This is a genomic window from Bacillus sp. M5A3_1b (assembly GCF_053345335.1).
The window spans coordinates 226,924-252,746 of sequence record NZ_JBKEZY010000005.1; the positions used below are offsets into that span (position 1 = coordinate 226,924).

At 34.7% G+C, this 25,823-nt stretch carries 28 protein-coding genes and 1 pseudogene; 21 read left to right on the forward strand and 8 right to left on the reverse strand.

The annotated features are described in order from the left end of the window. Nucleotides 1–35: 35 nt before the first annotated feature. Nucleotides 36–1,037: an LLM class flavin-dependent oxidoreductase gene (locus tag ACLBWW_RS16060; protein ID WP_048543155.1), complete on the reverse strand. Its 1,002-nt coding sequence runs from the start codon at nt 1,035–1,037 to the stop codon at nt 36–38. Nucleotides 1,038–1,142: 105 nt separating this feature from the next. Continuing rightward, nucleotides 1,143–1,334, reverse strand: a complete 192-nt coding sequence (locus ACLBWW_RS16065; RefSeq protein ID WP_048543153.1) for a DUF3896 family protein — start codon at nt 1,332–1,334, stop codon at nt 1,143–1,145. A 240-nt stretch (nt 1,335–1,574) separates the two neighbouring features. Between ACLBWW_RS16065 and ACLBWW_RS16070 the strand changes: the two genes are divergently transcribed. Next, nucleotides 1,575–3,038 (forward strand): flavin monoamine oxidase family protein, encoded by a 1,464-nt coding sequence (locus ACLBWW_RS16070; RefSeq protein ID WP_048543151.1) that lies wholly within the window; start codon nt 1,575–1,577, stop codon nt 3,036–3,038. Nucleotides 3,039–3,122: 84 nt separating this feature from the next. After that, nucleotides 3,123–3,707, forward strand: coding sequence for a GNAT family N-acetyltransferase (locus tag ACLBWW_RS16075; protein WP_048543150.1), 585 nt, complete (start codon nt 3,123–3,125; stop codon nt 3,705–3,707). Nucleotides 3,708–3,731: 24 nt separating this feature from the next. On the opposite strand, the gene ACLBWW_RS16080 is transcribed toward ACLBWW_RS16075, so the two are convergent. Next, nucleotides 3,732–4,634 carry an aldo/keto reductase gene (locus ACLBWW_RS16080; RefSeq protein WP_048543149.1) on the reverse strand — a complete coding sequence of 301 codons (903 nt, stop codon included), beginning with the start codon at nt 4,632–4,634 and terminating at the stop codon, nt 3,732–3,734. A 165-nt stretch (nt 4,635–4,799) separates the two neighbouring features. Here ACLBWW_RS16080 and ACLBWW_RS16085 point away from each other — a divergent pair, with 165 nt between their 5' ends. After that, a complete protein-coding gene (locus tag ACLBWW_RS16085; protein ID WP_048543148.1) occupies nt 4,800–5,750 on the forward strand; it encodes a CobW family GTP-binding protein in 951 nt (316 codons plus the stop codon). 97 nt (nt 5,751–5,847) lie between these two features. Here ACLBWW_RS16085 and ACLBWW_RS16090 read toward each other — a convergent pair whose 3' ends face one another. Next, complete coding sequence (locus ACLBWW_RS16090) at nt 5,848–6,318, reverse strand: GNAT family N-acetyltransferase (RefSeq protein WP_447614129.1); 471 nt, start codon at nt 6,316–6,318, stop codon at nt 5,848–5,850. Nucleotides 6,319–6,453: 135 nt separating this feature from the next. Continuing rightward, the gene (locus ACLBWW_RS16095) at nt 6,454–7,404 is read right to left on the reverse strand and encodes a metal ABC transporter substrate-binding protein (protein WP_001126161.1); all 951 of its coding nucleotides are present in this window, start codon (nt 7,402–7,404) and stop codon (nt 6,454–6,456) included. 267 nt (nt 7,405–7,671) lie between these two features. Between ACLBWW_RS16095 and ACLBWW_RS16100 the strand changes: the two genes are divergently transcribed. From ACLBWW_RS16100 to ACLBWW_RS16110, 3 genes and pseudogenes are all read left to right on the forward strand, one after another. After that, a complete protein-coding gene (locus tag ACLBWW_RS16100; protein ID WP_000540924.1) occupies nt 7,672–7,821 on the forward strand; it encodes a hypothetical protein in 150 nt (49 codons plus the stop codon). 115 nt (nt 7,822–7,936) lie between these two features. Then, nucleotides 7,937–8,596: an oxidoreductase gene (locus ACLBWW_RS16105; RefSeq protein WP_048543146.1), complete on the forward strand. Its 660-nt coding sequence runs from the start codon at nt 7,937–7,939 to the stop codon at nt 8,594–8,596. Between the two features lie 501 nt (nt 8,597–9,097). After that, nucleotides 9,098–9,262: pseudogene (locus ACLBWW_RS16110) on the forward strand (DinB family protein); the annotation flags it as partial. Nucleotides 9,263–9,492: 230 nt separating this feature from the next. Here the strand turns inward: ACLBWW_RS16110 and namA are convergent. Continuing rightward, nucleotides 9,493–10,530 carry an NADPH dehydrogenase NamA gene (gene namA, locus ACLBWW_RS16115; RefSeq protein WP_048543144.1) on the reverse strand — a complete coding sequence of 346 codons (1,038 nt, stop codon included), beginning with the start codon at nt 10,528–10,530 and terminating at the stop codon, nt 9,493–9,495. Nucleotides 10,531–10,663: 133 nt separating this feature from the next. On the opposite strand from namA, the gene ACLBWW_RS16120 reads away from it, so the two are divergent. The 6 genes from ACLBWW_RS16120 (at nt 10,664) to ACLBWW_RS16145 (ending at nt 15,531) form a co-directional block, all read left to right on the forward strand. Next, entirely contained in the window at nt 10,664–11,116 is a 453-nt protein-coding gene (locus tag ACLBWW_RS16120) for a methylated-DNA--[protein]-cysteine S-methyltransferase (RefSeq protein ID WP_048543142.1), read from the forward strand. A gap of 7 nt (nt 11,117–11,123) precedes the next feature. Next, nucleotides 11,124–12,128, forward strand: coding sequence for a DUF2628 domain-containing protein (locus ACLBWW_RS16125; RefSeq protein ID WP_088110210.1), 1,005 nt, complete (start codon nt 11,124–11,126; stop codon nt 12,126–12,128). Nucleotides 12,129–12,212: 84 nt separating this feature from the next. Further along, on the forward strand, nt 12,213–13,874 hold the full coding sequence (locus ACLBWW_RS16130) for a peptide ABC transporter substrate-binding protein (RefSeq protein WP_098048545.1): 1,662 nt from the start codon (nt 12,213–12,215) through the stop codon (nt 13,872–13,874). A gap of 58 nt (nt 13,875–13,932) precedes the next feature. Further along, the gene (fosB, locus tag ACLBWW_RS16135; protein WP_000943776.1) at nt 13,933–14,349 is read left to right on the forward strand and encodes a FosBx1 family fosfomycin resistance bacillithiol transferase; all 417 of its coding nucleotides are present in this window, start codon (nt 13,933–13,935) and stop codon (nt 14,347–14,349) included. A 12-nt stretch (nt 14,350–14,361) separates the two neighbouring features. Then, nucleotides 14,362–14,907: a short-chain dehydrogenase gene (locus ACLBWW_RS16140; protein ID WP_098077143.1), complete on the forward strand. Its 546-nt coding sequence runs from the start codon at nt 14,362–14,364 to the stop codon at nt 14,905–14,907. 12 nt (nt 14,908–14,919) lie between these two features. Beyond that, complete coding sequence (locus ACLBWW_RS16145) at nt 14,920–15,531, forward strand: phosphoserine phosphatase 1 (protein WP_098048543.1); 612 nt, start codon at nt 14,920–14,922, stop codon at nt 15,529–15,531. Nucleotides 15,532–15,728: 197 nt separating this feature from the next. Here ACLBWW_RS16145 and exsB read toward each other — a convergent pair whose 3' ends face one another. Then, nucleotides 15,729–16,289 (reverse strand): exosporium protein ExsB, encoded by a 561-nt coding sequence (gene exsB, locus ACLBWW_RS16150; protein ID WP_447614130.1) that lies wholly within the window; start codon nt 16,287–16,289, stop codon nt 15,729–15,731. A gap of 181 nt (nt 16,290–16,470) precedes the next feature. Here exsB and cotH point away from each other — a divergent pair, with 181 nt between their 5' ends. From cotH to ACLBWW_RS16190, 8 genes are all read left to right on the forward strand, one after another. After that, complete coding sequence (gene cotH, locus ACLBWW_RS16155; protein WP_048543582.1) at nt 16,471–17,547, forward strand: spore coat protein CotH; 1,077 nt, start codon at nt 16,471–16,473, stop codon at nt 17,545–17,547. 105 nt (nt 17,548–17,652) lie between these two features. Continuing rightward, complete coding sequence (locus ACLBWW_RS16160; protein WP_048543128.1) at nt 17,653–18,270, forward strand: NUDIX hydrolase N-terminal domain-containing protein; 618 nt, start codon at nt 17,653–17,655, stop codon at nt 18,268–18,270. Nucleotides 18,271–18,374: 104 nt separating this feature from the next. Beyond that, nucleotides 18,375–18,977 carry a DedA family protein gene (locus ACLBWW_RS16165; protein ID WP_000881203.1) on the forward strand — a complete coding sequence of 201 codons (603 nt, stop codon included), beginning with the start codon at nt 18,375–18,377 and terminating at the stop codon, nt 18,975–18,977. Between the two features lie 96 nt (nt 18,978–19,073). Beyond that, nucleotides 19,074–20,453, forward strand: coding sequence for a putative polysaccharide biosynthesis protein (locus ACLBWW_RS16170; protein WP_048543127.1), 1,380 nt, complete (start codon nt 19,074–19,076; stop codon nt 20,451–20,453). 184 nt (nt 20,454–20,637) lie between these two features. After that, the gene (locus ACLBWW_RS16175) at nt 20,638–21,579 is read left to right on the forward strand and encodes a magnesium transporter CorA family protein (protein ID WP_000932392.1); all 942 of its coding nucleotides are present in this window, start codon (nt 20,638–20,640) and stop codon (nt 21,577–21,579) included. 198 nt (nt 21,580–21,777) lie between these two features. Beyond that, nucleotides 21,778–22,674 carry a permease gene (locus ACLBWW_RS16180; protein ID WP_000418724.1) on the forward strand — a complete coding sequence of 299 codons (897 nt, stop codon included), beginning with the start codon at nt 21,778–21,780 and terminating at the stop codon, nt 22,672–22,674. A 3-nt stretch (nt 22,675–22,677) separates the two neighbouring features. Next, the gene (locus tag ACLBWW_RS16185) at nt 22,678–23,547 is read left to right on the forward strand and encodes a TIGR03943 family putative permease subunit (RefSeq protein WP_048543124.1); all 870 of its coding nucleotides are present in this window, start codon (nt 22,678–22,680) and stop codon (nt 23,545–23,547) included. A gap of 195 nt (nt 23,548–23,742) precedes the next feature. Continuing rightward, nucleotides 23,743–24,249, forward strand: coding sequence for an acyl-CoA thioesterase (locus ACLBWW_RS16190; RefSeq protein WP_000141167.1), 507 nt, complete (start codon nt 23,743–23,745; stop codon nt 24,247–24,249). A 126-nt stretch (nt 24,250–24,375) separates the two neighbouring features. Here ACLBWW_RS16190 and ACLBWW_RS16195 read toward each other — a convergent pair whose 3' ends face one another. Beyond that, on the reverse strand, nt 24,376–24,462 hold the full coding sequence (locus ACLBWW_RS16195) for a YjcZ family sporulation protein (protein WP_000505094.1): 87 nt from the start codon (nt 24,460–24,462) through the stop codon (nt 24,376–24,378). Between the two features lie 160 nt (nt 24,463–24,622). Between ACLBWW_RS16195 and cls the strand changes: the two genes are divergently transcribed. Further along, nucleotides 24,623–25,807, forward strand: coding sequence for a cardiolipin synthase (gene cls, locus ACLBWW_RS16200; RefSeq protein WP_141497543.1), 1,185 nt, complete (start codon nt 24,623–24,625; stop codon nt 25,805–25,807). The last annotated feature ends 16 nt before the right edge of the window (nt 25,808–25,823 follow it).

Genomic DNA, 25,823 nt, shown 5'->3' on the forward strand with positions numbered 1-25,823 from the left:
AGATGCATCATAATTGATGTATCTCCCTTTTGTCATTATAAATGAAAAGCATTTGCTAGTAAGCGATAAGAATTCAATTTATCTTCAAATCGATGAGTAATTGTGACAATCATAAATTCATCAGTATTGTACGCTTTGCTTAAGTTTACGATTTGTTCTTTCACAGAAGATGGATCACCGACGATCATACGTTGACGATTTTCTTTTATACGGAATAAATCATAAGCGCTGTATGAATAATTTTGTGCAGTTTCGATAGAAGGAGTACCAGTTGTACGCTTTCCTTGTTCTAGTAATAAGATTGATAAATCTAAACTAGAAGCAATTTTTTCCGCCTCTTCATTCGTTTCTCCGCAAATAACAAAAATAGAGACGATTGATTTTGGTTTATCTCCTAAATAAGAAGGTTGGAACTGTTCTTGATAAGCATTCATTACTTCAGGGCCACCGTATCCGTTAATGAACTGTGCGAATGCAAAAGAAGCACCTTGTTTTGCGGCAATCATTGCACTCTCTCCGCTAGAACCAAGCATCCACATCTCGGGAGATGTTGGAATGACAGGAGTAGCCTTTAAATTTGCATAATGATGGTTTTCTGGTACTTGATCATGTAAGTACATTGCAACATCTGCAATTTGTTCTGGGTATTGATCAAGTGAGACCATTTTGCCTTCTTGAAGTGCGCGAGTTGCAATTGGCATACCACCAGGTGCTCTGCCGACACCAAGATCAATACGATTTGGATAAAGCGCTTCTAAAACACGGAAATTCTCAGCAACTTTATAAGGGCTATAGTGCGGTAACATAACACCACCTGAACCCACTCTCATACGATCCGTTTTTGCTGCAATATGAGAAATAAGTATTTCAGGGCTTGAACCAGCAAGGCTGACAGAGTTGTGATGCTCCGATACCCAAAAGCGTGTATATCCGAGTTTTTCAACTTCTTGCGCAAGTGTAACTGTATGTGAAAAAGCTTGGGCTGCTGTACTACCATCTGAAATAGGTGATTGGTCTAATACGCTTAATTTGATCATAGAATATACCTCTCAATCTTAATGTACATCCTATTATATATTTACTTACGAAAAATGCGTAATAAAATGCTCAAAATAAAAAGTGGATAAATTCTATATTTACTTTTAACGAGAAAATCCTCGTTCATAATGATTCATTTCGGCTAAATTTAATATATATTCGTAGTTATCAATCTCAAGTTTTAGTTGTTCACGCTCTTTTTTAGATAGATGCTTACAACTAAGTTTGTTGCATAGTTGTTGTTTCTTTTCTTCTAAATACTTCTTTGTAGCGTGGTAGTCGTAAGTTTGTTTCATTTTTAACCACTCCTTCTTTGCTGTTGCTATATTATACGAAGCGTGAAGAGGTGTGAAAGCTAACTCTTATGTACTTTTAGTGAATATTCCTCTTTCTATGTTGTTATGTTTATAGCAATTTATGAATAAAATGCACTAAACCACTAATGCCCATAAAAGCCCGATTGGTTCAACTAATAATCAGTAGGGGAAGACCCCCCACTGATTATAGTTTCACTTTATGAAGTAAGGGGTGGAATTGTGCAGAAAGATATAATGTATAACACTGAGATGGATGAAACGTTAAAAGTTATAAATAAAGGGTTAAAGAAGACGACTCGTCCGAAGCGAATTATAGTAGTAGGGGCCGGTATGGCTGGGTTGGTTTCGGCATCTTTATTAAAAGCTGCAGGACATGATGTGAAGATTTTTGAAGCAAACAACCGGGTAGGTGGCCGCATAGAGACGGTTAGAATGGAAGATACCGGATTATATTTAGATGTTGGGGCAATGAGAATTCCGTATTCGCACACATTAACGATGGCATATATAAGAAAATTCGGGCTACAGGTAAGCCCTTTTATTAATAGGAATGAGACAGATATCGTTTACGTAAATGGTCGAAAAACGACATTAAAACAATATGAAAAAGATCCAAGTATATTAAAGTATCCTGTGGAAATGAATGAAGTTGGGAAAACGTCTGAGGAGCTATTAATGTTAGCGGTGCAGCCCATTATAAATTTTATAAAAAAGAACCCAGAGAAAAATTGGGATATTGTAGTAAAGGATTTTGGGAGATATTCTACAGGACAATTTTTAAAGTATTACCCTTATCAATATAATACTTACTTTTCACCAGTAACAATCGAGATGATTGGTGTTTTATTAGATTTAGAAGGTTTTTTGGAAAGGTCATTTGTTGAGACGTTACGCTTTTTATATATTATGCAAGTGGAGAGTGGATTTTGTGAAATAGTAGGCGGGAATGATAAATTACCGAAGTCCTTTTTACCACAATTAGAAGAAAATATTATATATAATCAAAAATTAATGAAGCTACAACAACATGATAATGGTGTGACAGCTTTCTATCGAAACGAGGAAACTTTTGAATATAGTAGTATTAATGGGGATTTAGTTATTATTACAATCCCATTCTCGACAATGCGTTTTGTGGAAGTAGATCCATTTAATTCTATATCTCATGAAAAATGGAAAGCAATTCGCGAATTGCATTATATGCCAGCGACGAAAATAGGAATTCAATTTAAAAGTCGATTTTGGGAAGAACAAGGACAATTAGGTGGCAGGATTATAACGGATTTACCAATTCGTTACGCCTATTATCCAAGTCACGGAATTGGAGAAAAAGGACCTGCTATGATGTTAGGAAGCTATACATGGTCTTATGATGCGTTGTTATGGGATGGGTTATCAAAAGGTGATCGTATTTATTACACACTACAAAATTTAGCGACCATATTAGGCGGTCAAGTATATGATGAGTTCATGTCTGGCATATCAAAAAGTTGGACATTGGATCCATATGCACTTGGAGGATTTGCGCTATTTCAGGCAGGTCAAGAATCTGAGCTACAACCAGCGATTATAAAACCAGAGGGGAGATTATACTTTGCAGGTGATCATACAACGTTATATCACGGATGGATACAAGGTGCAATTGAATCTGGAGTTCGTGTAGCGGTAGAGGTAAATAATTAAAATGTGTAAAATTCAGAAATTTCTTTACTGTATAGTTTGAGATGGATATTATTATATATAAAAGAATTAAAAGGAGTGTTGAAAGTGAATCCGTTATTATTTGATTTTCCTTCTGAATTTTATACTGATAGGCTATTTATTCGAATGCCGAAACCGGGTGACGGTAAATCTGTATACGATGCAATTCAAGCTTCTATGAAAGAATTAAAACCTTGGATGGTTTTTGCACAAAAAGAGCAAACAGAGGAAGAAGTAGAAGTGAGCATTAGAAAATCGCATATTCAATTTTTACAGCGTGAGGATTTAAGATTACTAGTTTTTTCGAAAGAAACAGGTGAATTTATTGCATCAGCTGGATTGCATCGTATTAATTGGGATATACCTCAATTTGAAATTGGGTATTGGATTGATTCAAGGTTTAGTGGAAAGGGTTATATGGTAGAGGCTGCAAAGGGTATAACAGATTATGCTTTTTCTGAGCTGAAAGCAAATCGCGTAGAAATTCGATGTGATTCTTTAAATAAGAAGAGTAGAGCGATACCGGAGAAATTAGGATTTAAGTTAGAAGGTACATTGGAAAGTGCGAGTGTAGCGGTAGATGGAAATGGATTAAGGGATATGTGTGTATTTGCCATGACTAGAAATACATATGAAAAAGAAGAGCTGTAAAGAAACAGCTCTTCTTTTTGTGTATTATGGTACAGGATGTCCATTAGAGCTTTCGAAAATTGTAAACCATTGTTGACGATCTAAATTAACTTTTGTAGCAAGGGCGGCTGTTTTAACACGATCTAATTTACCAGATCCAACGATTGGCATCATGTTAGCTGGATGAGCAAGCAGCCATGCATACATAACTGTATCGATGCTAGTAACATCTAGTTCAGTAGCAACCTTCTGTAAAGTTTCACGTAAACGTACAGCACGTTCTGATTGACCAGTAAAGATTTCTCCGCCAGCAAGAGGCGACCAAATCATAGGATTGATTCGCTTTTCTTGGCATAAATCAATTGTTCCTTTTTCGAAATGTTCAAGCTGCATCGCAGATACTTCAATTTGATTTGTAATGAGCGGGAAATCTAAATAAGAACTTAACATATTAAACTGTGAAGGTAAAAAGTTAGATACACCGAAGTGACGGACTTTTCCTTCTTGCTTTAAGCGTGAGAACGCTTCTGCTACTTCATTTGGATCCATAAATGGATCAGGGCGATGAATGAGCAGTACATCAATATAATCTGTATGTAAGTTTTGTAGTGAGTCTTCCGCGCTTTTTATTATATGTTCAGCACTCGTATTGTAGTGCGCAACATATCGCTCTGGAAATTTTGGTGATGGGGGAGCGATTCCACATTTTGTGATAATTTGCATGTCTTCGCGTAAGGAAGGTTTGAGTTGTAACGCTTCTCCAAATAATCCTTCACACGTATATCCGCCATAAATATCAGCATGATCGAAAGTAGTAATTCCCATATCCATACAAGCTTCCATAAAAGAAAGTAGCTCTTGCTTTGGCATATTCCATTCTGCTAAACGCCAAAAACCTTGAATAATACGAGAAAATTCTAGTGTTTCGGCCATTTTAACTCGTTCCATTATAAGTACCTCCTTGATGAATGAATCATTTTTTGAAAAGGCTTTCTTGCTACATATTATTATATAGTTACAGTGTCGTACATACAATAAATATGTTTTGCTACAAAAACGATTTTCTCTATATGCTATAATGTAAAAACATATAGCTATAAGGAGATGTACGAAATGATTCCAGTAACAATATTAACTGGTTTTCTTGGATCAGGGAAAACGACATTATTAAATCGCATTTTATCAGAAAATCACGGTCATAAATTAGCAGTGATTGTAAATGAAATAGGACAAATTGGTATTGATAATCAGCTGATTATGAATGTCGAAGAAGAGATTATGGAGATGACGAATGGATGTTTATGTTGTACTGTACGTGAAGATTTACTAGTCGCTTTAAAACAATTACTGGACGTAAAAGCAGAAGGTAAAATGGAATTTGATGGATTAGTAATTGAAACGACTGGTCTTGCAAATCCAGGTCCGATTATTCAAACATTCTTTTTAGATCCTGTGATTCAATCTGCATACCAAATTAACGGCGTTGTAACAGTAGTAGATAGTTATCATATACATAAACATTTTGAAAAAGGACTAGAAGCAAAGGAACAAATTGCATTTGCTGATGTCGTTTTAGTAAATAAATTAGATTTAGTGGATGAAAGTGAAAAGGAAAATCTATTGCAGGAACTGCAAGGTATTAATCCAACTGCAAAGTTAATCGAGGCGACTAACTGTGATGTAGATATTCCATCGTTACTACAAATTCAAACGTTTAAAACGAAAGATACGTTACAAATTTATCCTCATACAGAGCATAATCATTTAGAAGGGGTAAAGTCGTTTGTACTACGCGAGGAGCGACCGTTAGATTTACAAAAATTAAATGAGTGGATGTCAGCTGTCGTTCAAGAGCTAGGGGAGTATTTATATCGTTACAAAGGAATTTTATCGATTGATGGAGTAGATAAACGTATCGTTTTCCAAGGTGTGCATACACTGTTTGCTGCATCATATGATAGAGAGTGGCAAGAGGGCGAAGAACGAGTAAGTGAAGTTGTGTTTATCGGAAAAGATATTAATAAGGAATGGTTCCAAGAACATTTCGGGGAGTGTGTGAAATAAGTCTGCATATATTGCAGGCTTATTTTTTTAACTTAACTAAGTATTTTATAGAAAAATGCTAGATTGCAAAAAACGAAGGATAATAAAAAGCCTGTTTTCACAGGCTTGTATGTTGATCTAATAGTAACTCCATTACAACACCTACAACTGGACCATCGTCATCAATATCACCATTTAAACGGAAACCAAATGACTCGTATAATCCCATTGCGAGTTTGTTGTCTGGATGTAAACTTAAATAAATTATTTTACATTCATATTTATCTTGTAAGAATTGAATGAGTATGCGAAGGAAACGTTTTGCGTATCCTTTTCCTTGATATTGCTCGTCAATCATAAAGCGATCTAACCATACGCTTTTGCGTTTTTCAAAATACCATCCATACATTGCATACCCTACAAGTGTTTCTCCATCATATAAACCTACTGACGTTCCGTTTCCTTCAAATAATGATTCTGCTAGAGAAAACGAATTGCTTTCAATAAATTGCTGCTGGTCTTTTGCGACGTTTAAAGCAGCTAATGAACGCCAATTTTTTTCTGTTACTTCACGAATGTGAAGAGTCATAATTCCAACTCACCTTCTAAATTAATATAGCTTAAAAGCTAATATGGATAATTTTACTTGTTATTTTGGTCAAGTCAAGTAAGAACAAATAAAAAAGAAGCTGAATGACATATTCAGCTTCTTTTAAAAATTTGATTAGTTAGTAGCTTCTTTCAATGTGTTTACGTTTTCTTCCATTAAAGTGAAATAATCTTTATTGCTCTTCGCATCATCTTCAGAAATAGTAGCAAGATGATTTAAGCGTAAAATTTTTGTACCCGTTTCTTTTTGAATTACAGATGCTACTTTTGGAGTAGAAAAAGTTTCAAATAAAATATATTGTAGATTATGTTCTTTTACTGTTTTTGTAATGTCAGCAAGCTGTTTTTGAGATGGTTCATCAGAAGCTGAAATACCAGCGATAGCAATTTGTTTCAGGCCATAGCGTTGTTCCCAGTATCCATAAGCCGCATGAGAAACTAAAATGTCTTTCGTTTTTGCATTCGCAACAGCTGCTTTAAATTGATCATCTAAATCAGTAAATTTTGTTTGAAGTGCTGCGAAGTTTTTTTCGAACTCTTGTTTATGATCAGGTTGTAATTCTACAAGTGCATTTTTAATTTTTTCTGCCTGTTTCATTGCTAAAGTAGGGTCTAACCAAATGTGCGGGTCTTTATCGTGATGATGTTCATCCTCTTTATGGCCGTCTCCGTGATCATGATGCTCTTCTTCAGTAGAAGTACGCAGTTCAATACCTTTTGATGCATTTACAATTTTAACATTTTCCTTTTGCAATGCTTTTTCCATTTTTTCAGCAAATGGTTCTAATTCAGCGCCGTTATAAACGAATAAATCGGCTTTTGCAACTTGTACTGTTTGTTTTTGACTTGGTTCAAATGTATGTGAATCTGCACCAGGTGGGTAGATCGCTTCAACAGTTACATAGTCGCCACCAATTTTTTTTGCAAAATCTGCAAGAGGAAAAATAGTAGTATAAACAGTTAGCTTTCCGTCTTTCTTGGCATTACCTTCTTTTTTATTTGAGCAGCCAGTAAAAATTAAAGTGAAAATAAGTAAAAATGAAAATATAGTCAATCTTTTAGGCATGAAGTTCTCCTCTTTTCTTTTTTTACGGATATATTTTCCCCAATTATAGAAGAAAAATATCATTTTAATACAAAACGGAATAATTACGTTTTAGTTTGCGAACTTAGTATAATACATCTTTTATAAAGTTGCAATAAATAATAATCATTCCGATTTGTTTTTGTTATAAAGTTGTCAAATTTGGATGTATTATTTTTAGGAATGCATGCATATGTGACAACGCTACGTTCATATATTTGAAAGGAGGGTGTAGAGGGGGATGAGTGTTTGGGTTACTTAATGGAAGCTATTTTATTGATATTAGCGGTAGTATTCCCATTAGCCTTAGTCTTAATTTTTTTAAGAAGATTAATAAGTAATTTAGGAGATGCATCAACAGTAACAAAATTGCGAGAGAAAGATGAGAAAAAAGAGTGAGTAAAGCACTATGCGTACGCATAGTGCTTTACTTGTGGTAAAATGAGAGAAGGAAACTCCTAAAAGTTGTATTTTACTGAAGGAGAGAAAAGTAAAATAAGAGGTATATGCATATATGAATAAGCGAACAGCGTTAGTACTTGGTGCAAGTGGTTTAGTTGGACAAGAGATAACGCGTCTATTACTTGAATCAGATTACTACGATTCGGTTACTATTTTTGTAAGGGAACCAATGCAATGGCAACATGAAAAGTTACAGCAAAAGCAAATAGATTTTTCGACGTTAGAGGAATATAAAGAGTTTTTTGCTGTAGATGACGTATTTAGTTGTCTAGGAACGACAATCAAAAAAGCAAAAACAAAGGCAAATTTCAAAAAGGTAGATTATGAATATACGTTACGAGCTGCTTGTTTAGCTGAAAAACAAGGGGTACAAAATTTCCTTGTTGTGTCTTCAATGGGAGCAAATCCTAAATCGTTTTTCTTTTATTCGCAAGTTAAAGGGAGAATGGAAGAGGAATTACAAAAGTTAGTTATTGGTGGTATTCACATTTTTAGGCCATCTTTATTAGTAGGAAATCGACAAGAATTTCGTTTCGGTGAACGAATGGCTGAAAAGTTATCTCGTATCATTCCTTTTATATTTAAAGGGGCTTTCAAAAAGTATAAACCAATTTCAGCGAAAGATGTAGCGAAAGGGATGTATATAACTGCATTGAGAGAAGAAACGGGTATTTATATTTATAACTCAAATGAAATTACAACGATAGAATAAAAATTGTGAAAAATGGCATGTATTAAAAATCAAGTTTGAATCTTGAATGAATAGTAAATACATGTAGTTTAGCAATTATAAGAAAGTAAAAAAGGAGTGGGAAGCCCACTCCTTTTTTACGATAATTTATTATGCAAATCGCATTCTTATCCCGCTATTTGTGGACAGCAAAACCCCCGCGGATTAAAGTTTCACTTTATACGTCTCCAACTCTAGTACGACAAGTGACCTCATTTATTGCAATGCTATTTTTAGAGTCGTATTATACTAACGGATGATTTCGTCTTATAAGAATGTTTCACTTCATTTGAAAATATACTACTATCATATATCCATTGTTTGTAATGCCAATAAATCAAATAGAATATACTTTCTATTTGGAAATAATCTGTTTTTATATCTGTTTGAGTAAAATCTGAAGGGAATTGGGTTCCGAAGATATAAAAGTCCTATATGTACTACTCCGTATTTTTGGGAGATTTGCAAAAGGAGGATATACGAATGAATAAAAAAGAAATGTTGCAAAATGGAATTAAGCAAGTGTTTTACGAAGAAGAATGGTATCCACCTTTATCAGACGCGTTAAAGCATCTTACTGTTGCACAAGCATGTTGGCAACCAGAAGGAGAGGCTAGTAATACGATTTGGGAAAATGTAAACCATATGAAAAAACAATTTCTCACTTAATCTGAGGAATTGTTTTTTTTCGTAATCATGATTGTGGAATTCGATTTTTAACCCTGTCACATATTCAGAAAGGGAGATAAATACATAAAAAAATAGGTGTATCAAGCAAAATGTTGATCCACCTTAAAACGATATTATGAAATAACATACGTTATCTTATAGTATACTTTTTATTCCTCTAGATTCAGTAGTACATATTATTCTCGGTTTTATTTATTTGTATGGATTTTCCCCGGTGCTCGTTTGTATTGATACGGTTCTTCTAACTCAAAGCTAAGTTCATTGGCGGCTATTCTTGGAAAGTAAGGATTGCGAAGTAACTCACGTCCGATAAAAATTAAATCTGCTTCGTTATTATTTAAAATTTGTTCTGCCTGTACTCCAGTCGTAATCAAACCAACAGCCCCAGTTGCAATGTTAGCATGTTCTTTAATATGTTTAGCATATTGCACTTGATACCCGGGATATACATCGATGTGTGCCGGAACAACAGCTCCAGAACTACAATCAATTAAATCTACTCCTTGTTCTTTCATCCAGTTTGTATATGGAACGTAATCTTGAACCGTTAAACCGTCAGGATGATAATCGTTTGCTGAAATGCGAACAAATAACGGTCCGTTCCAAACTTCATTTATTGAGTCAATGATTTCACGTAAGAAACGATAGCGATTTTCAGGTGAACCTCCATATTCATCAGTCCGTTTATTAGAAAGTGGAGAAAGAAATTCATTAATAAGATAACCGTGAGCGCCGTGTATTTCAATAACGTCAAATCCAGCTTGTTTGGATCGTATTGCAGCCTCTTGAAAAGCTAATATGGTCTTTTTTATTTGCTGTATATTCATTTCTACTGGGATTTTCATAGTTTCATTAAACGGAATTGCGGATGGAGCGAGAGCATCCGTTTCTAATTCAGCTTTTCTTCCGGCGTGAGCAAGTTGAATGGCGGCTTTTGCGCCGTTATCATGTATAAAAGTTGTTGTTTTATGTAAGCCTTCAATTAGGCTATCATCCCATATACCTAGGTCTTTATTAGAAATTCTTCCCTCAGGTAACACGGCTGTTGCTTCAATCATAACTAAACCAACTTGACCAGCAGCTCTTGTTCCGTAATGAACGTGATGGAAATTAGTTACTTGGCCATCCTCGTTTTCTGATGAATACATGCACATAGGTGACATAACGATACGGTTTTTTAATGTAACGTCCTTAATTGTATAAGGTGAAAAAAGTTCAGAATTCATCCAATAGCCTCCTAGATTGAATTTTCTTATATTGTATCATTCTTGTTTTTGTTTCCCTAATAAAACGCTTATACGAAAAATTTTGTCTATTCGTGTTACAATAATTAATATGAATTGAATTGGAGGATGACATATGTACCAGGCTTATTATGAAAGTGAATTAGGCTTGCTGGAAATTACAGCGAACGATAAAGGAATTACGTCTGTTATATTTGTTGATGAGAGACAAGAAGAACATAAAAATGAAATGATAGATCAATGTATAAATGAGCTAGATGAATATTTTAAGGGGAAAAGAAGAGAGTTTACGGTCCCGCTGTCTGCTGAGGGAACAGCATTTCAAAAAAATGTATGGGATGCGCTTTATACTATCCCTTATGGCGTAAGTGCTTCATATTTAGATATTGCAGAGAAGGTCGGAAATACGAAAGCTGTACGAGCGATAGGAGGAGCAAATAGTCGTAATCCAATTTCAATTATCGTTCCATGTCATCGTGTAATAGGAAAGAGCGGGAAGCTTGTTGGGTATGCGGGCGGTTTATGGAGGAAAGAGTGGTTATTAAAACACGAAGGTATTTTGAAATGACGTATGGATGGGAAGAGGGATTGTTTTGAAATGTATAAATTGTGGGCGACTTTGCGAGGGAGATCAGTTGAATTGTGAAAGTTGCCAGCGGACTTCGCATACTGAACAAGGTGAAGGATGCTCGTTAATAGACAAGGAATTAGAAGTATATGTAGGTAGACAATATCGGTATTACAAAAGGAAATGGGAACTTGAGGATAAGCGGATTGCTAGATGGAGCTGGAATGGTTGGGCTGCAATTTTCAATGTGGGTTGGCTTGGATATCGTAAGTATTATGTACCTGCAGCATTATTTTTACTGTTATTAGTAGCATGTGATGCGTTTTCTTATTATATGGGTTTTAATGTAGCATTGCCAATCATTAATATGGTGCCTCTTACGTTTTTATTACTCATTTTTATTCTGTTTGGAATGGGGATTTTTGCAAATGGATTATACTATCAATTTGCGGAAAGACGTATATACCGAATAAAAGCAAGAGAAATAAAAGATAAATCAGTTGAAAACTATCTTATCCATGATAGCGGCGGAACGAGCAAAATGGGAGCGACAATTGTTACTATTTTAGCAGTTGCTAGCATATTTTTTAGTCATTTCTTTTTTCCGACTGATCGAGACGTTATACAAAAGGTTCGTACAAGCTCGCTTTATGAATATCCTTTCTTTTCAATAGGTGAATCTTTCGAAAATTATTTTCAAAATTCAGGTTGGATATATTATCGTGGAACGGAAGGGTTAGAATTAGTAGAATTCCAAGGATATAACGCGGGAGCACCAAGACAAAAGGTGACGATTCAATTTGTTGTCGATTATAAATTGGGTGAAGTGGAACCGTATTCGCTTACGGTTAATGGTGAATCTAAAAATGAAGAAGAGTTTTTGAAGATGATGGACGAAATATTTAAGGTTCAAAATCCATTTGATATAGAGGATGGATTACAAGTAAATGCGATTCAACAAAGCGGCTGGAAAGAAACTTCCGACCGCTTTTTTCTATGTTTGTTAAAATAAATATTTAAAATAATCAGAATCTTTTGTATAATGAAATATATTATGCAAGATTTAACTTATACATATAGATTGGGGGAAGGAAGAATGAAGAGAAAGACAACAACAATTGCTGCACTTGCGTTAACGACGAGTGTATTGGTTGCAGGATGTGGGAATGGTGAGAAGGCTTCGACAACGAAGAAAGAATCGAATAAGGAAATGGCAGATAAACAAGTTTTAAATTTGCTAGAAACAGCTGAAATTCCTTCAATGGATACATCTAAATCAACGGATTCTGTATCATTCCGTGCCTTTGTAAATGCAATGGAAGGTTTATATCGTCTAGATAAAGATAATAAACCAACACCAGGCATGGCAAAAGATGTGAAGATTAGTGAAGATAAAAAGACATATACATTTGAATTACGTGATGCGAAATGGTCAAATGGTGATCCAGTTCGAGCACAAGATTTTGTATATGCATGGCAACGTACATTAGATAAAGCAATAGCGGCAGAATATGCATTCATTTTATTTGATGTGAAAAATGCACAGAAAGTAAATAAAGGAGAATTACCATCAGATCAATTGGGTGTTAAAGCGAAGGATGATAAAACGTTGGTAGTAGAATTAGAGCAACCAGCACCTTATTTTCTTGAGCTTACGTCGTTCCCTACATTTTTCCCATTAAATGAAAAATATGTGAAAGAGCAAGGAGATAAATACGGATTAGAAGCAGATAAATTACTATATAATGGACCATTTACAATGAGTCAATGGAAACATGAACAAAATTATCAGTTAAAGAAAAATCCTAATTATTGGGATAAAGATACTGTAAAGTTAGACGAAATTAATGTAAGTATTGTGAAGGAAACAAGCACTGGAGTAAATTTATATGATAGTGATCAAGCAGATCGAGTTATTTTAACTTCTGAATTTGTTGATAAATATAAAAAGAATAAGCCAGATGAATTTAAAACGAAGTTAGATCCACGTATGTATTTCTTGCGTTTTAACCAAAAAAATGCAACATTTAAAAACCAAAAAGTACGTGAAGCGATTGATTTAGCATACGATAAAAAAGGAATTGCTGATGTCATTTTAAATGACGGTTCTTTGCCAGCATATTTCTTAGTACCTGAAAAATTCACGACAGGTCCGGATGGAAAAGACTTCCGCTCTGTAAATAAAAACTTCCGTGATAGTAAAGATAACGCAGCGAAAGCAAAAAAATTATGGGAAGAAGCGAAGAAAGAGCTTGGTCAAGATACAATTACGGTTGAATTACTAAATGATGATAATGGTAGCCGTAAAAAAGTAGGCGACTTTATTAAAGAAGAGTTAGAGAAAAACTTACCTGGTATTAAAGTGAATTTGAAACAGCAACCATACAAGCAAAAGCTAGATTTAGAAAAGAAATTCGAATATGAATTCTCATTATCTGCATGGAGCCCTGACTATCCAGATCCAATGACTTATATTGATATGTTTGTGACTGGAAGCTCATTTAATGAAATGGATTATTCTAATCCGAAGTATGATGATTTAGTAGCAAAATCAAAAGGAGAGCTATTAAAAGATGATAAAGCACGCTGGAATGCCCTTGCGGAAGCTGAAAAAATCTTAATTGGTCAAGATGCAGCAATTTCTCCTACGTATCAACAAAGCACAGCTTATTTAGAGAAGCCGTTTGTAAAAGGTATTGCTAATCATACGTTTGGGGGGGACTTCAGTTATAAATGGGCATATATTACAAAAAAATAGTACAATAAAAGGTGAGTGAATTTTCGCTCATCTTTTTTTGGATAAGGAGGAATTATAGTTGTTAAGGGGAATCAATCATATTTGTTTTTCGGTATCTAATTTAGAAAACTCTATTATGTTTTATGAAAAAGTATTAGGGGGAGAATTATTAGTTAAAGGGAGAAAATTGGCGTATTTTAACATATGTGGAGTATGGATAGCACTTAATGAAGAAACACATATTCCGAGAAATGAGATTCATCAATCTTATACGCATATTGCGTTTTCTGTTGAACAGAAAGACTTTGAACGTCTACTGCAACGATTAGAAGAAAACGATGTTCATATTTTACAAGGAAGAGAACGGGATGTAAGAGATTGTGAGTCTATATATTTTGTTGATCCTGATGGACATAAGTTTGAGTTTCATTCAGGGACATTGCAAGACCGAATTAATTATTATAGGGAAGATAAACCTCATATGACATTTTACTAAGGGGGGAAGAAGTTGCATGCGTTAGTAATTGGTGGAACGGGAATGCTAAAGAGGGTATCTATGTGGCTTTGTGAGCAAGGGTTTCATGTTTCTATTATTGGAAGAGATGAAGCGAAATTAGAAAATGTTAAGCGAGAGAGTGCTATACCAGAAAATATCACATGTCTTCCATTAGATTATCATAATGACGACGATGTAAAGCTAGCTATTAAAAGCACAATTGAGTGGAATGGACCCATAACATTAGTTGTCGCATGGGTACACGCAAGTGCGAAGGATACGTTGTCATTCATTTGTAGAGAAGTGGATTTGTCGTCTGAAACATACAACGTTTTTCATATTTTAGGTAGTAAAGCGTCGCGTATACCCGCACAAAAAATAGGTGGTACGCGATGTAGCTACCATAGAATAATATTAGGTTTTATATTAGAAGATACATACGGGAGATGGCTTACCCATGAAGAAATATCGGATGGAGTAATAAAAGGAATTGAAAGTAAATGTGAAGAATGGATTGTAGGACGAGTAGAACCGTGGGAATTGCGGCCGACATGGTAAGGGGGAATTGAAGTGAAGACAACGGTATATGTAACAAGGCATGGTGAAACGGAATGGAATGTAGAGAAACGAATGCAAGGCAGGAAAAATTCTGCTTTAACTGAAAATGGTATGTTACAAGCTAAGCAATTAGGAGATCGAATGAAAGATTTACCTATCGATGCGATCTATAGTAGTCCGAGTGAAAGAACCCTTCATACTGCAGAGTTAATAAAGGGCGAACGTGATGTACCGATAATCGCGGATGAGCATTTCTATGAAATTAACATGGGTATATGGGAAGGACAGACAGTCGATGATATAGAAAGGCAGTACCCAGACGAAATACAGTTATTTTGGTATGAGCCACATCTTTTTCAGTCAACATCAGGAGAAAATTTTGAGTCTGTTTATAAAAGAGTAATTGAGGGGATACAGATTCTTTTAGAAAAGCATAAAGGAGAAAGTATATTAATTGTTTCTCATGCGGCAGCGGCAAAGCTACTTGTAGGACATTTTGCGGGTATTAAAATAGAAAATGTATGGGGTGATCCATTTATGCATAGTGCTAGTCTAAGTGTAATAGAATTTGAAGAAGGGAAAGGTGAAGTGAAGCAATTTGCAGATATAAGTCATTTTCAATAAAGTGAAACTTTAATCAGTAGGGGTTTTCTTCATTCCCTACTGATTATTAGTTGAACCAATCGGACTTTTATGGGCAGTTGGTCCCCCACCTAACGTCTTTGCTTTCGCTGAATTTTGAGGTGGGGATCTTACTGCCCATTAAAGCGGGATAAACGTAAAAAAGGCCGCAAAACGGCCTTTTTTTGTAGGCATAAAAACTAGCAATTACGTTTTTTATACCAGAAGTGATCGAATTTCTTGTTTTTGCAAGATGGGAATTTATGTCCACCATCTTTGCAATCGTTCCATTTCTTTCCGTCATCACACGAATCGTCGCAAGAGTGACCGTGTCTGTTAGGGAAGAATTCGCATTTTTTACAGAAACTTCGTTTTGTCCAGAAAAATTTCTTTTCAAAGCGTATACATTTTGTAACGAAAGTACAATGTTTTCTGCGAGTACGTTTTGTAACTAAAACGCATTCTTTTCTACGCGTTACTTTCGTAACAAATGTCCATTTTTGAACACGTACACGAGTACATTTCGTAACAAATGTCCATTTTTTTACATGCGTACATTTTGTAATGAAAGTACAATGTTTCACGCGAGTACATCTTGTTCTTGGACATTTACCCCCAGTTGTACATTTACATCCAGTTGTACAATTATGATGAGTGAATTTATCATCATCGCATTCAAAAGTACTTGGATCTTGGTGTAAGAAATCCTCCATCCCAGCACTTTTGATTTCTTCAACCGCTTTTCTAATATCACGTTTCATAGAAATCCTCCTTATCATGTATTAAGTTGAAAAGGTATTCTTTTTCCTTAACATGATATGAGATATGACGTCTTTCTGAACAGGACAAGAGTGTAATTTTATATAAATAGATGATAGCGGATGTATGGACAAGGCAAGGTGCATACATTGAATGAAGAGAACTGAGAAGGGATGGGGAAATATGCTACCTTCATATGATTTTTTTATTCATCCAATGAACTTAGTGGAATTGAAAAAAGAAATTTGGTCAGATAGTCCAGTGCCAGCAAAATTAACTTATGGAAAAAAGAAGTATGACATTGATATCGTATACCGAGGCGCTCATATTCGTGAATTTGAGAAAAAGTCTTATCATGTTATGTTTTATAAACCGAAAAAATTTCAAGGTGCGAAAGAGATTCATTTAAATTCTGAGTTTATGGATCCGTCTCTCATACGAAATAAATTATCTTTAGATTTTTTTCATGATATTGGTGTACTTTCACCAAAATCACAACATGTATTTATAAAAATTAATGGTCAAATTCAAGGTGTATATTTACAGTTAGAATCAGTTGATGAAAACTTTTTGAAAAATAGAGGATTACCGAGTGGTTCTATTTATTATGCGATAGATGATGATGCGAATTTTTCTTTAATGAGTGAGAGAGATAAAGATGTTAAGACTGAGCTCTTTGCGGGTTATGAATTTAAATATTCGAATAAAAATAGTGAAGAACAGCTGAGTGAATTTGTATTTCAAGCGAATGCTTTGTCGAGGGAAGCTTATGAAAAAGAAATTGGAAAGTTTTTGCATGTTGATAAATATTTACGATGGTTAGCTGGCGTTATTTTTACACAAAACTTTGATGGTTTCGTTCATAACTATGCACTATATCATAACGATGAAACAAATTTATTTGAAGTGATACCGTGGGATTATGATGCGACTTGGGGGCGAGATGTACAAGGGAGACCACTTAATCATGAGTATATTCGTATCCAAGGTTATAACACGTTAAGTGCAAGATTGTTAGATATACCTGTATTTAGAAAACAATACCGAAGCATTTTGGAAGAAATATTAGAAGAACAATTTACCGTTTCATTTATGATGCCGAAAGTAGAAGGTTTGTGTGAATCGATTCGCCCATATTTACTACAAGATCCATATATGAAAGAAAAATTAGAAACATTTGATCAAGAAGCTGATATGATTGATGAATATATAAATAAAAGAAGAAAGTATATACAAGACCACTTACATGAATTGGATTAATTTTGAAAGAGATTGGAACATTATCAATCTCTTTTTTTGTATAATAAAGATGTATCAATTGAATTGAAGTAATATTTACTTAATAAAGAATGGAGATGTGGAAACATGACAGTTAAGTGGGTTGATTGGGTAAAACAAATACAATCTATAGCTCAAGCGGGTTTAACGTATTCTAAAGATGTGTATGATATAGAGCGTTTCCAACAATTACGGGATATTTCCATTTCAATGATGTCACATTATACAAAGACAGATTGGGAAATAGTAGAGAAGTTATTTGCAAGTGAGACAGGCTATCAAACACCTAAAGTTGATATAAGGGCAGTCATTTTTCAAAATGAAAAACTATTATTTGTGAAAGAAAAAAGTGATGGGAAATGGGCATTGCCAGGTGGATGGGCTGATATCGGTTATACGCCGACAGAAGTAGCAGCAAAAGAAGTTTTAGAGGAGACGGGTTATGAAGTAGATGATTTTAAGCTACTCGCTATATTTGATAAAGAAAAACATCAACCATCGCCTTCAGCAACACATGTATATAAAATTTTTATTGGCTGTAAGATTGTTGGTGGTGAAAAGAAAATTAGTATTGAAACAGAAGATGTGGAGTTTTTTGGTGAGAATGAATTGCCTAATTTATCGATTGCTAGAAATACAGAAGCGCAAATTAAAGAAATGTTTGCCTACATGAAAGAACCTCAAAAAGAAACATTAATAGATTAATAATGCTTATGCCGATGCTATTGTTGAAATGAAGATATTGGCAAAATGCAACCTTTATGTAATAATGGGATGGTATGTGAAGAAAAAAGGAGATAGAAAATAAAATGTTAGCAAGCATAATAGATCAGTTATTGCAATTTTTTGCAAGCTTAGGTTACTTTGGAGTAGCACTAGCTTTAATGATTGAAATTATCCCGAGTGAAATTGTACTTTCGTATGCTGGATTTTTAGTAGCGGATGGTAAAATTAGTTTTGTCGGTGCAGTTATCGCCGGAACTATTGGTGGTACTTTAGCCCAAATCTTTTTATACTGGCTTGGATATTACGGAGGGCGTCCGGTTGTAGAGAAATATGGGAAATATCTACTTATTAATAAACACCATTTAGACATAGCGGAAGGTTGGTTTAAGCGTTACGGAGCAGGAGTAATCTTTTCTGCACGCTTTATCCCAGTCGTACGTCATGCAATCTCTATTCCAGCAGGATTAGCTAAAATGCCGTTAAAACTATTTACACTATATACAGTAGTTGCGATTATTCCATGGTCAATACTATTTATATACTTAGGTGAAAAGCTTGGTGGAAATTGGCGACACATTAAAGAGTATGCATCTGATTACACACATTACATAATTATAGGAGCTGTTCTCTTTGTTGCTCTATACTTCGGTTTAAAGTATTTAAAAAAGAAAAAAGCAGCGCGTTAAAGTCAATGATTTTTCATTGGCTTTTTTATTTGTTTCGGTTCTAAAAAAAAGGAGTTGTCCATAATGTGTAATAATAAAGCGTAGCGGAGGAATGTGATGAAAGGGTCACCGTTTATACGTGGAACGATATTTTTAACGATGGCAACGATGATATCTAAAATGTTAGGATTTATATATGTTATACCATTTACAGCAATGGTTGGTACGAGTGGTTACGTTTTATACACATATGCATATCGTCCTTATACGATTATGCTCAGCATTGCGACGATGGGACTACCACTTGCTGTTTCAAAAATGGTATCAAAATATGATCAACTGAATGATTATCATACGGTTAAGAGAGTGCTAAAGAGCGGTATCTTTTTTATGTTAATAATGGGAGTAATCTCATGTTTTACGCTATATATATTAGCTCCACATTTAGCTAAACTTGTAATCGATGGAAATGATCAAACAGGGAATAGTGTAGCAGCGGTCACTACTAATATCCAAATTGTAAGTTTTGCGTTAATACTTGTACCGGTAATGAGTTTATTAAGGGGATTCTTTCAAGGGTTTCAATCGATGGGGCCTTCTGCTTTAAGTGTAGTTGTTGAGCAGTTCTTTCGGGTCTTAACCATTTTAATAGGAAGCTTTGTCGTTTTATATATTTTAAAATCTTCTATCTCGCTAGCAGTTGGTATTTCAACGTTCGGTGCCTTTATGGGAGCGATAGGTGGATTAACTGTTTTAAGTGCGTATTACATAAGAAGGAGAAAGCACTTAAAGAAAAAAGAAATGGCGAGTATTCCGCAAACAACGAAATCTTTCTTCTCACTGTATAAGGAGCTCTTTACATATTCAATACCGTTTGTTGTAGTTGGTTTAGCAATCCCGTTGTATCAGACGATTGATACATTTACAATTAATAAACTACTTATACAAATAGGGTATATGCAAGGAGAAGCGGAGAAGATAAATGCAATAATTGGTCTTGTTCAGATGGTTGTACTCATCCCAGTTTCCGTTGCGACTGCTTTTAGTATGTCTCTCGTACCTGAGATGACAAAAGCTTATACAGCAGGGAATATGAAGTTACTGTACAAACATTTTACGAGAACGAATGTATTAGTAGTAGGTATTACGGTACCAGCGGCGATTGGAATGATGTTGTTAGCAAAACCAGTATATACTCTTTTATTTGGTGCCGGAAATGATCCGGAGATGGGGAGAGTTATTTTACAGTATTATGCTCCTGCCTGTATACTATTTTCGCTTTTTACAGTAACAGCTGCGATGTTACAAGGAATTAACCAACAACAGAAAACAGTGCTAGGATTAGTAATTGGCATTATTGTAAAGATAGTTTTAAATATCGTATTGCTTCCGCATTTCGATTATGTAAGTTTTATTATTTCAACATACGCTGGTTATACGATTTCAGTTGGCTTTAACTTGTGGATGCTTTCTAAATATGTTATAAAGGCAACATAAGCTTTTTAAGGCAGAGAGCACTCTGTCTTTTTCTTTTTTTAGAATATTTTTCTTATAAAAACGTTTTCAAAATAATTTTTCTATTGAAATTTAAACGTATGTTTCATATGCTGAGAATGGCGGTTCAAAAACTGTTATGTAAGAGAGGTAGATTCCTACATGTAAAAAGAATCGGGGTGATAGTATGTTAAATATTTATTTAACAGACCGAAACGGAAAACTACAAGAGGTTGAGGAAATGCAAAAGGGTTGCTGGATTAATGTACTTCATCCAACGGAAGAAGAAATTCAATATCTAGTACAAACTTTAAATGTAGACTTAGATTTTATTAAAGACCCTTTAGATGATGAAGAACGCTCTCGTATTGAAAAGGAAGACAATAATACCTTAATAATCGTGGATATTCCAACAGTTAGACATGATGAAGAAGGAAATTCGATTTATGACACGATTCCAATAGGTATGATTGTAATGCCAGATTGCTTTGTGACAATTTGTTTAGAAGAAAACCCAATTTTCGAACGCTTTATTAATCAACGTATTAAAGAATTTTATACGTTTAAAAAGACGCGCTTTGCACTTCAGCTCTTATATACGATTTCTACTTATTATTTAAGATACTTAAAGCAAATTAACAGAAAAACAATCGATTTAGAGCATCAATTAAATAAGTCGATGAAAAATAAAGAGATTTTCACATTGCTAGGCCTTGAAAAAAGTTTAGTTTACTTTACAACATCATTAAAGGCGAATAAAATTGTAATTCAAAAATTAATGCGTAACAGTACATTTTTAAAAATGTATGAAGACGATCAAGATTTATTAGAAGATGTATTAATTGAAAATAAACAGGCTATTGAAATGGCGGAAATATATAGTCACATTTTAAGTGGAATGATGAATACTTTTAGCTCCGTTATATCAAATAATTTAAATAGTGTTATGAAACTGTTAACGTCTATTACAATCATTTTATCGTTACCAACGATGGTTTCTAGTTTCTTTGGAATGAACGTAAAGGTTCCGTTTGAAGGGGAAGCACATGGTTTTGTAATTGTACTCATAATATGTGTAACACTATCTTTCACATTAGCGTTTGTTTTTTGGAAGAAACGTTACTTTTAACGAGAAGAAAGCTGCTCTAGCATAGTTATATAACTGCGCTAGAGCAGCTTTTTTGCTATGAAATCAAAAGTTTTGAATAGAATATAACTTATAAAATGTAATGTATATGAAGGAAGTGAATTCCGTATAAGTCTTGTCCAATTAATAAAATGGGGTTAAAATTACATATTGTTAATGAAAAGTTGGAGGAAATACATCATGGAATTGTTTCAATTACCGAAAGCATTCCTGCAAATGAATACAATCTTTATCTCCATATTGATCGAAGCACTTCCTTTTGTGCTGATAGGTGTATTTATTTCAGGATTCATTCAAATGTTTGTGACAGAAGATATGGTAGCGAAATGGATGCCGAAAAACCGATTTCTGTCTGTTTTAATGGCTACTTTTTTAGGTATGATGTTTCCAGGTTGTGAATGTGGAATCGTTCCGATTGTAAGGCGATTAATCGGAAAAGGGGTTCCGCCATATGCCGGGATTGCATTTATGTTAACTGGGCCAATTATTAATCCGGTCGTATTATTTGCAACATACGTTGCCTTTGGAAGTAGTATGCACATGGTATGGTATCGTTCTATCGTAGCGATTATCGTAGCAATTATCGTTGGAATTATATTATCATTTATGTTTAAAGAACATCAATTAAGAGATGATCACTTTCCAGAAGTGAATCATAAGCGTCCATTACGTAAGAAAATGTGGGATGTTTGTACACATGCTGTTGAGGAATTTTTCTCGATGGGAAAATACTTAGTATTAGGTGCGTTAATTGCAGCGGCAGTTCAAACGTTCGTACAAACTTCAACACTTCTTGCTATAGGACAAGGGCCGTTCTCTTCACCAGCTGTTATGATGGGACTAGCTTACATTTTATCACTTTGTTCAGAAGCGGATGCGTTTATTGCTTCGTCATTCCAAAGTACATTTTCAACAGCGTCACTTGTCGCGTTCCTCGTATATGGACCGATGGTGGATATTAAAAATATGTTTATGATGCTTGCGACGTTTAAAACGAAATTTGTAATTGTCGTTACAGTTACAGTTACACTTGTTGTTTATGCAAGCTCACTACTCATTTATGCGATGGGGTGGTAGGTTATGTTTCGAGCATATATATTATTAGGTTTTACAATCTTAATCGCGCAGCTTCATATTTCCGGTAATATTACGAAGTATATCAATATGAAGTATGCTTATTTATCAACAACAGCAGCTATTATTTTAGGGTTTTTAACGGTCGTTCAAATTATTATCGTATTCCAAAAAGAACATCAGAAAGAACAAGAAAAACAAGATTGTAGTTGTGATCATAGCCATTGCGGGCATGATCATTCAAAAGATGAGAATACATGGTGGAAAAAAGCATTTTCGTACTCATTGTTTTGTTTTCCGATTGTCTCAGGGCTGTTTTTCCCGATTGCAACGTTAGATTCAGATATCGTTAAGGCGAAAGGATTTCATTTTCCTGTTGCACAAGCAGAAAGTACAGATCCATTTATGACAAGGCAATTTCTAAGACCTGATACGAGCATTTATTACGGGAAAGAAGGATACCGTGGTGTAATGGAAAAGGGGAAAAAAGAGTTTGTTACGAAAGATAATATTACTTTAAAAGATGAAGATTTTCTAAAAGGGATGGAAACAATTTATAATTATCCTGGCGAGTTTACTGGGAAAAAATTATCTTTTAAAGGGTTTGTTTTCAAAGATGACTCTTCTCAAAAAGAACAATATTTCTTATTCCGTTTCGGGATTATACATTGTGTAGCGGATTCTGGTGTATATGGTATGTTAGTGAAAAAACCAGAAGGGGTAGAATGGAAAAATGATGATTGGATTCAAGTTGAAGGAGAAATATCAACGGAATTTTATCAGCCATTCCATGCAAATATCCCTGTATTAGAAGTAACGAAATGGAATAAGGTTGAACCGCCAAAAGAACAATATGTATTTAGAGGGGCCGACTGATAACATCGGTTCTTTTTTGTGGACTAAGAGTTCTGAATGTTGTTAATATTAAGCGTGTAGTGATAGTAAGCTCATACCGTTCTAGTGTTAATGGGAAATGGGACTCTTACCGAACTTCTTTGCTCCAGCCAAATTTTGTGGTGGGAGTCTTAATGTCTGCAAATAGCGGGTTAAATAATCAAAGAGGTGATAACAATGACTGAAGTAAAAGGGAAAACAGCTAATGAGTCTAGAGTGTTTAAAACGAGCCGAGTATTTCCAACAGATTTAAACGATCATAATACGCTATTTGGTGGGAAGATATTAGCCGAGATGGATATGGTTGCTTCTATTTCAGCAACGAGGCATGCAAGAAAAGAATGTGTCACAGCATCTATGGATTGGGTAGATTTCTTACATCCTGTTCGCTCTTCAGATTGTGTTAGTTATGAATCTTTTGTAATTTGGACGGGTAGAACTTCTATGGAAGTATTTGTGAAGGTAGTAGCAGAAGATTTAATTTCGGGTGAGAAACGTATAGCAGCAACGTCATTTGTTACTTTTGTTGCACTTAGTAAGGAAAATAATCCGGTTCCTGTGCCGCGAGTTATCCCTGAAACAGAAGAAGAGAAAGAATTACATCGCATTGCAGTGTTACGTGCAGAACAACGCCATATACGTAAGGCGGAGAGTAAGAAAGTAGCTACATTATTAACTTTTTGAGTTGAATATGTAGTCGTTAAAGGTACAATAACAAACGGAAATGTTTTTCATATGAAAAGCGGACACCTAAAAATAGGTGTCCGCTTTTATAGTTTTTTCATCCACATATCATATGACGATAACTACTTAGCAGAAGCAAGCAGCACCGACGATGATTAAGAGGATAAATAATACGACTAATAGCGCGAATCCATTACCATGTGCGAAGCCCATTGTTATTTCCTCCTTTTATTTTAAGATACAACATACAATATGCAAATGAGCTATCGTTTGATATGGACATATATCATGTAATGACATATTTTCTTGAATGATATTGTATTAAAAAAGGGAAGATATAGAAATAACAGTAAGTGGAGGAAGGGAAATATCCATGAAACACTTTTTCGTTGTAATCCTTTGTTTAATAGGTGTATTCATTTGGATGAACATCGATGTGGAAATGGGGAAAAAAATGGCTAGTGAATATGAATTAGGGCAAGTTCGATTAGGTGAATTTCAACTATATACGAACGGTGAAGAGTTATATACGAAATTATTTGAGGATATACGTAATGCAGAAAAGTACATATATATCCATTTTTATATTGTAGGTAAGGATGAAATAAGCAAAGAGTTTTTGCAGTTGCTCGAGAAAAAGGCATCGAGTGGAGCAGAAGTAAAATTGTCAGTTGATCGAATAGGTGGATATAAGCTGAAGAAAAAGATAATTCGTCAACTAAAAAGCAATGGTGTCCAGTTTACGTTTAGTAAAAAACCTAAATTGAAACATTTATTTTATTCGTTGCATCAACGAAACCATAGACGCATTGTTACGATAGATGGAAAAATATCATATATCGGCGGCTTTAACATTGGAAAGGAGTACCTTGGACAAGATCCGAAATTTGGTCCGTGGCGTGATTATCATGTGCGAGTCAACGGGAATGGTGCTAAAGATATGGAAAGAAAATTTGCTGCTGACTGGAAAGAAGATACGGGAGAAAAAATGCCTATACATAAAAGTCTACCTGCAATTGGGCATGTGAAATATCAATATTTATTTTCAGATGGAAAAGGGTTATGGGAAAAATATGGAGCGCTTTTAAAGCAGGCTAAAAAGTCTTTAATTATTGCTACGCCATATTTTGTACCAAGTAAAGAAATGATGAAAGAGTTAAAAGGTGCATTAAACCGAGGTGTCAATGTGAAAATTCTCGTACCATTTAAAAGCGACGCAGTATTGTTAAAACAAGCTGCCTATCCGTATTTGAGAGAGATGAACCATGCTGGAGCGGAGATCTATCAATATCGGAATGGTTTTTTTCATGGGAAAGTAACAATCATTGATGGAGAAATTGTTGATATAGGTACAGCGAATTTTGATAATAGAAGTTTTTATTTAAATTGTGAATCTAACTGTATCATATATGATACAACAGTTGTTGCTGACGTATGGAACCGATTAAAAGAAGACTTTCATAAATCAAAAAGATTTTCAGAAGAAGATTTTGAGAAAATTAGTAAGTGGGATTGGTTTTTAGCAAGAATAGCAAATGTTATAGCATCATATTTATAACATATAGACAAAAGAG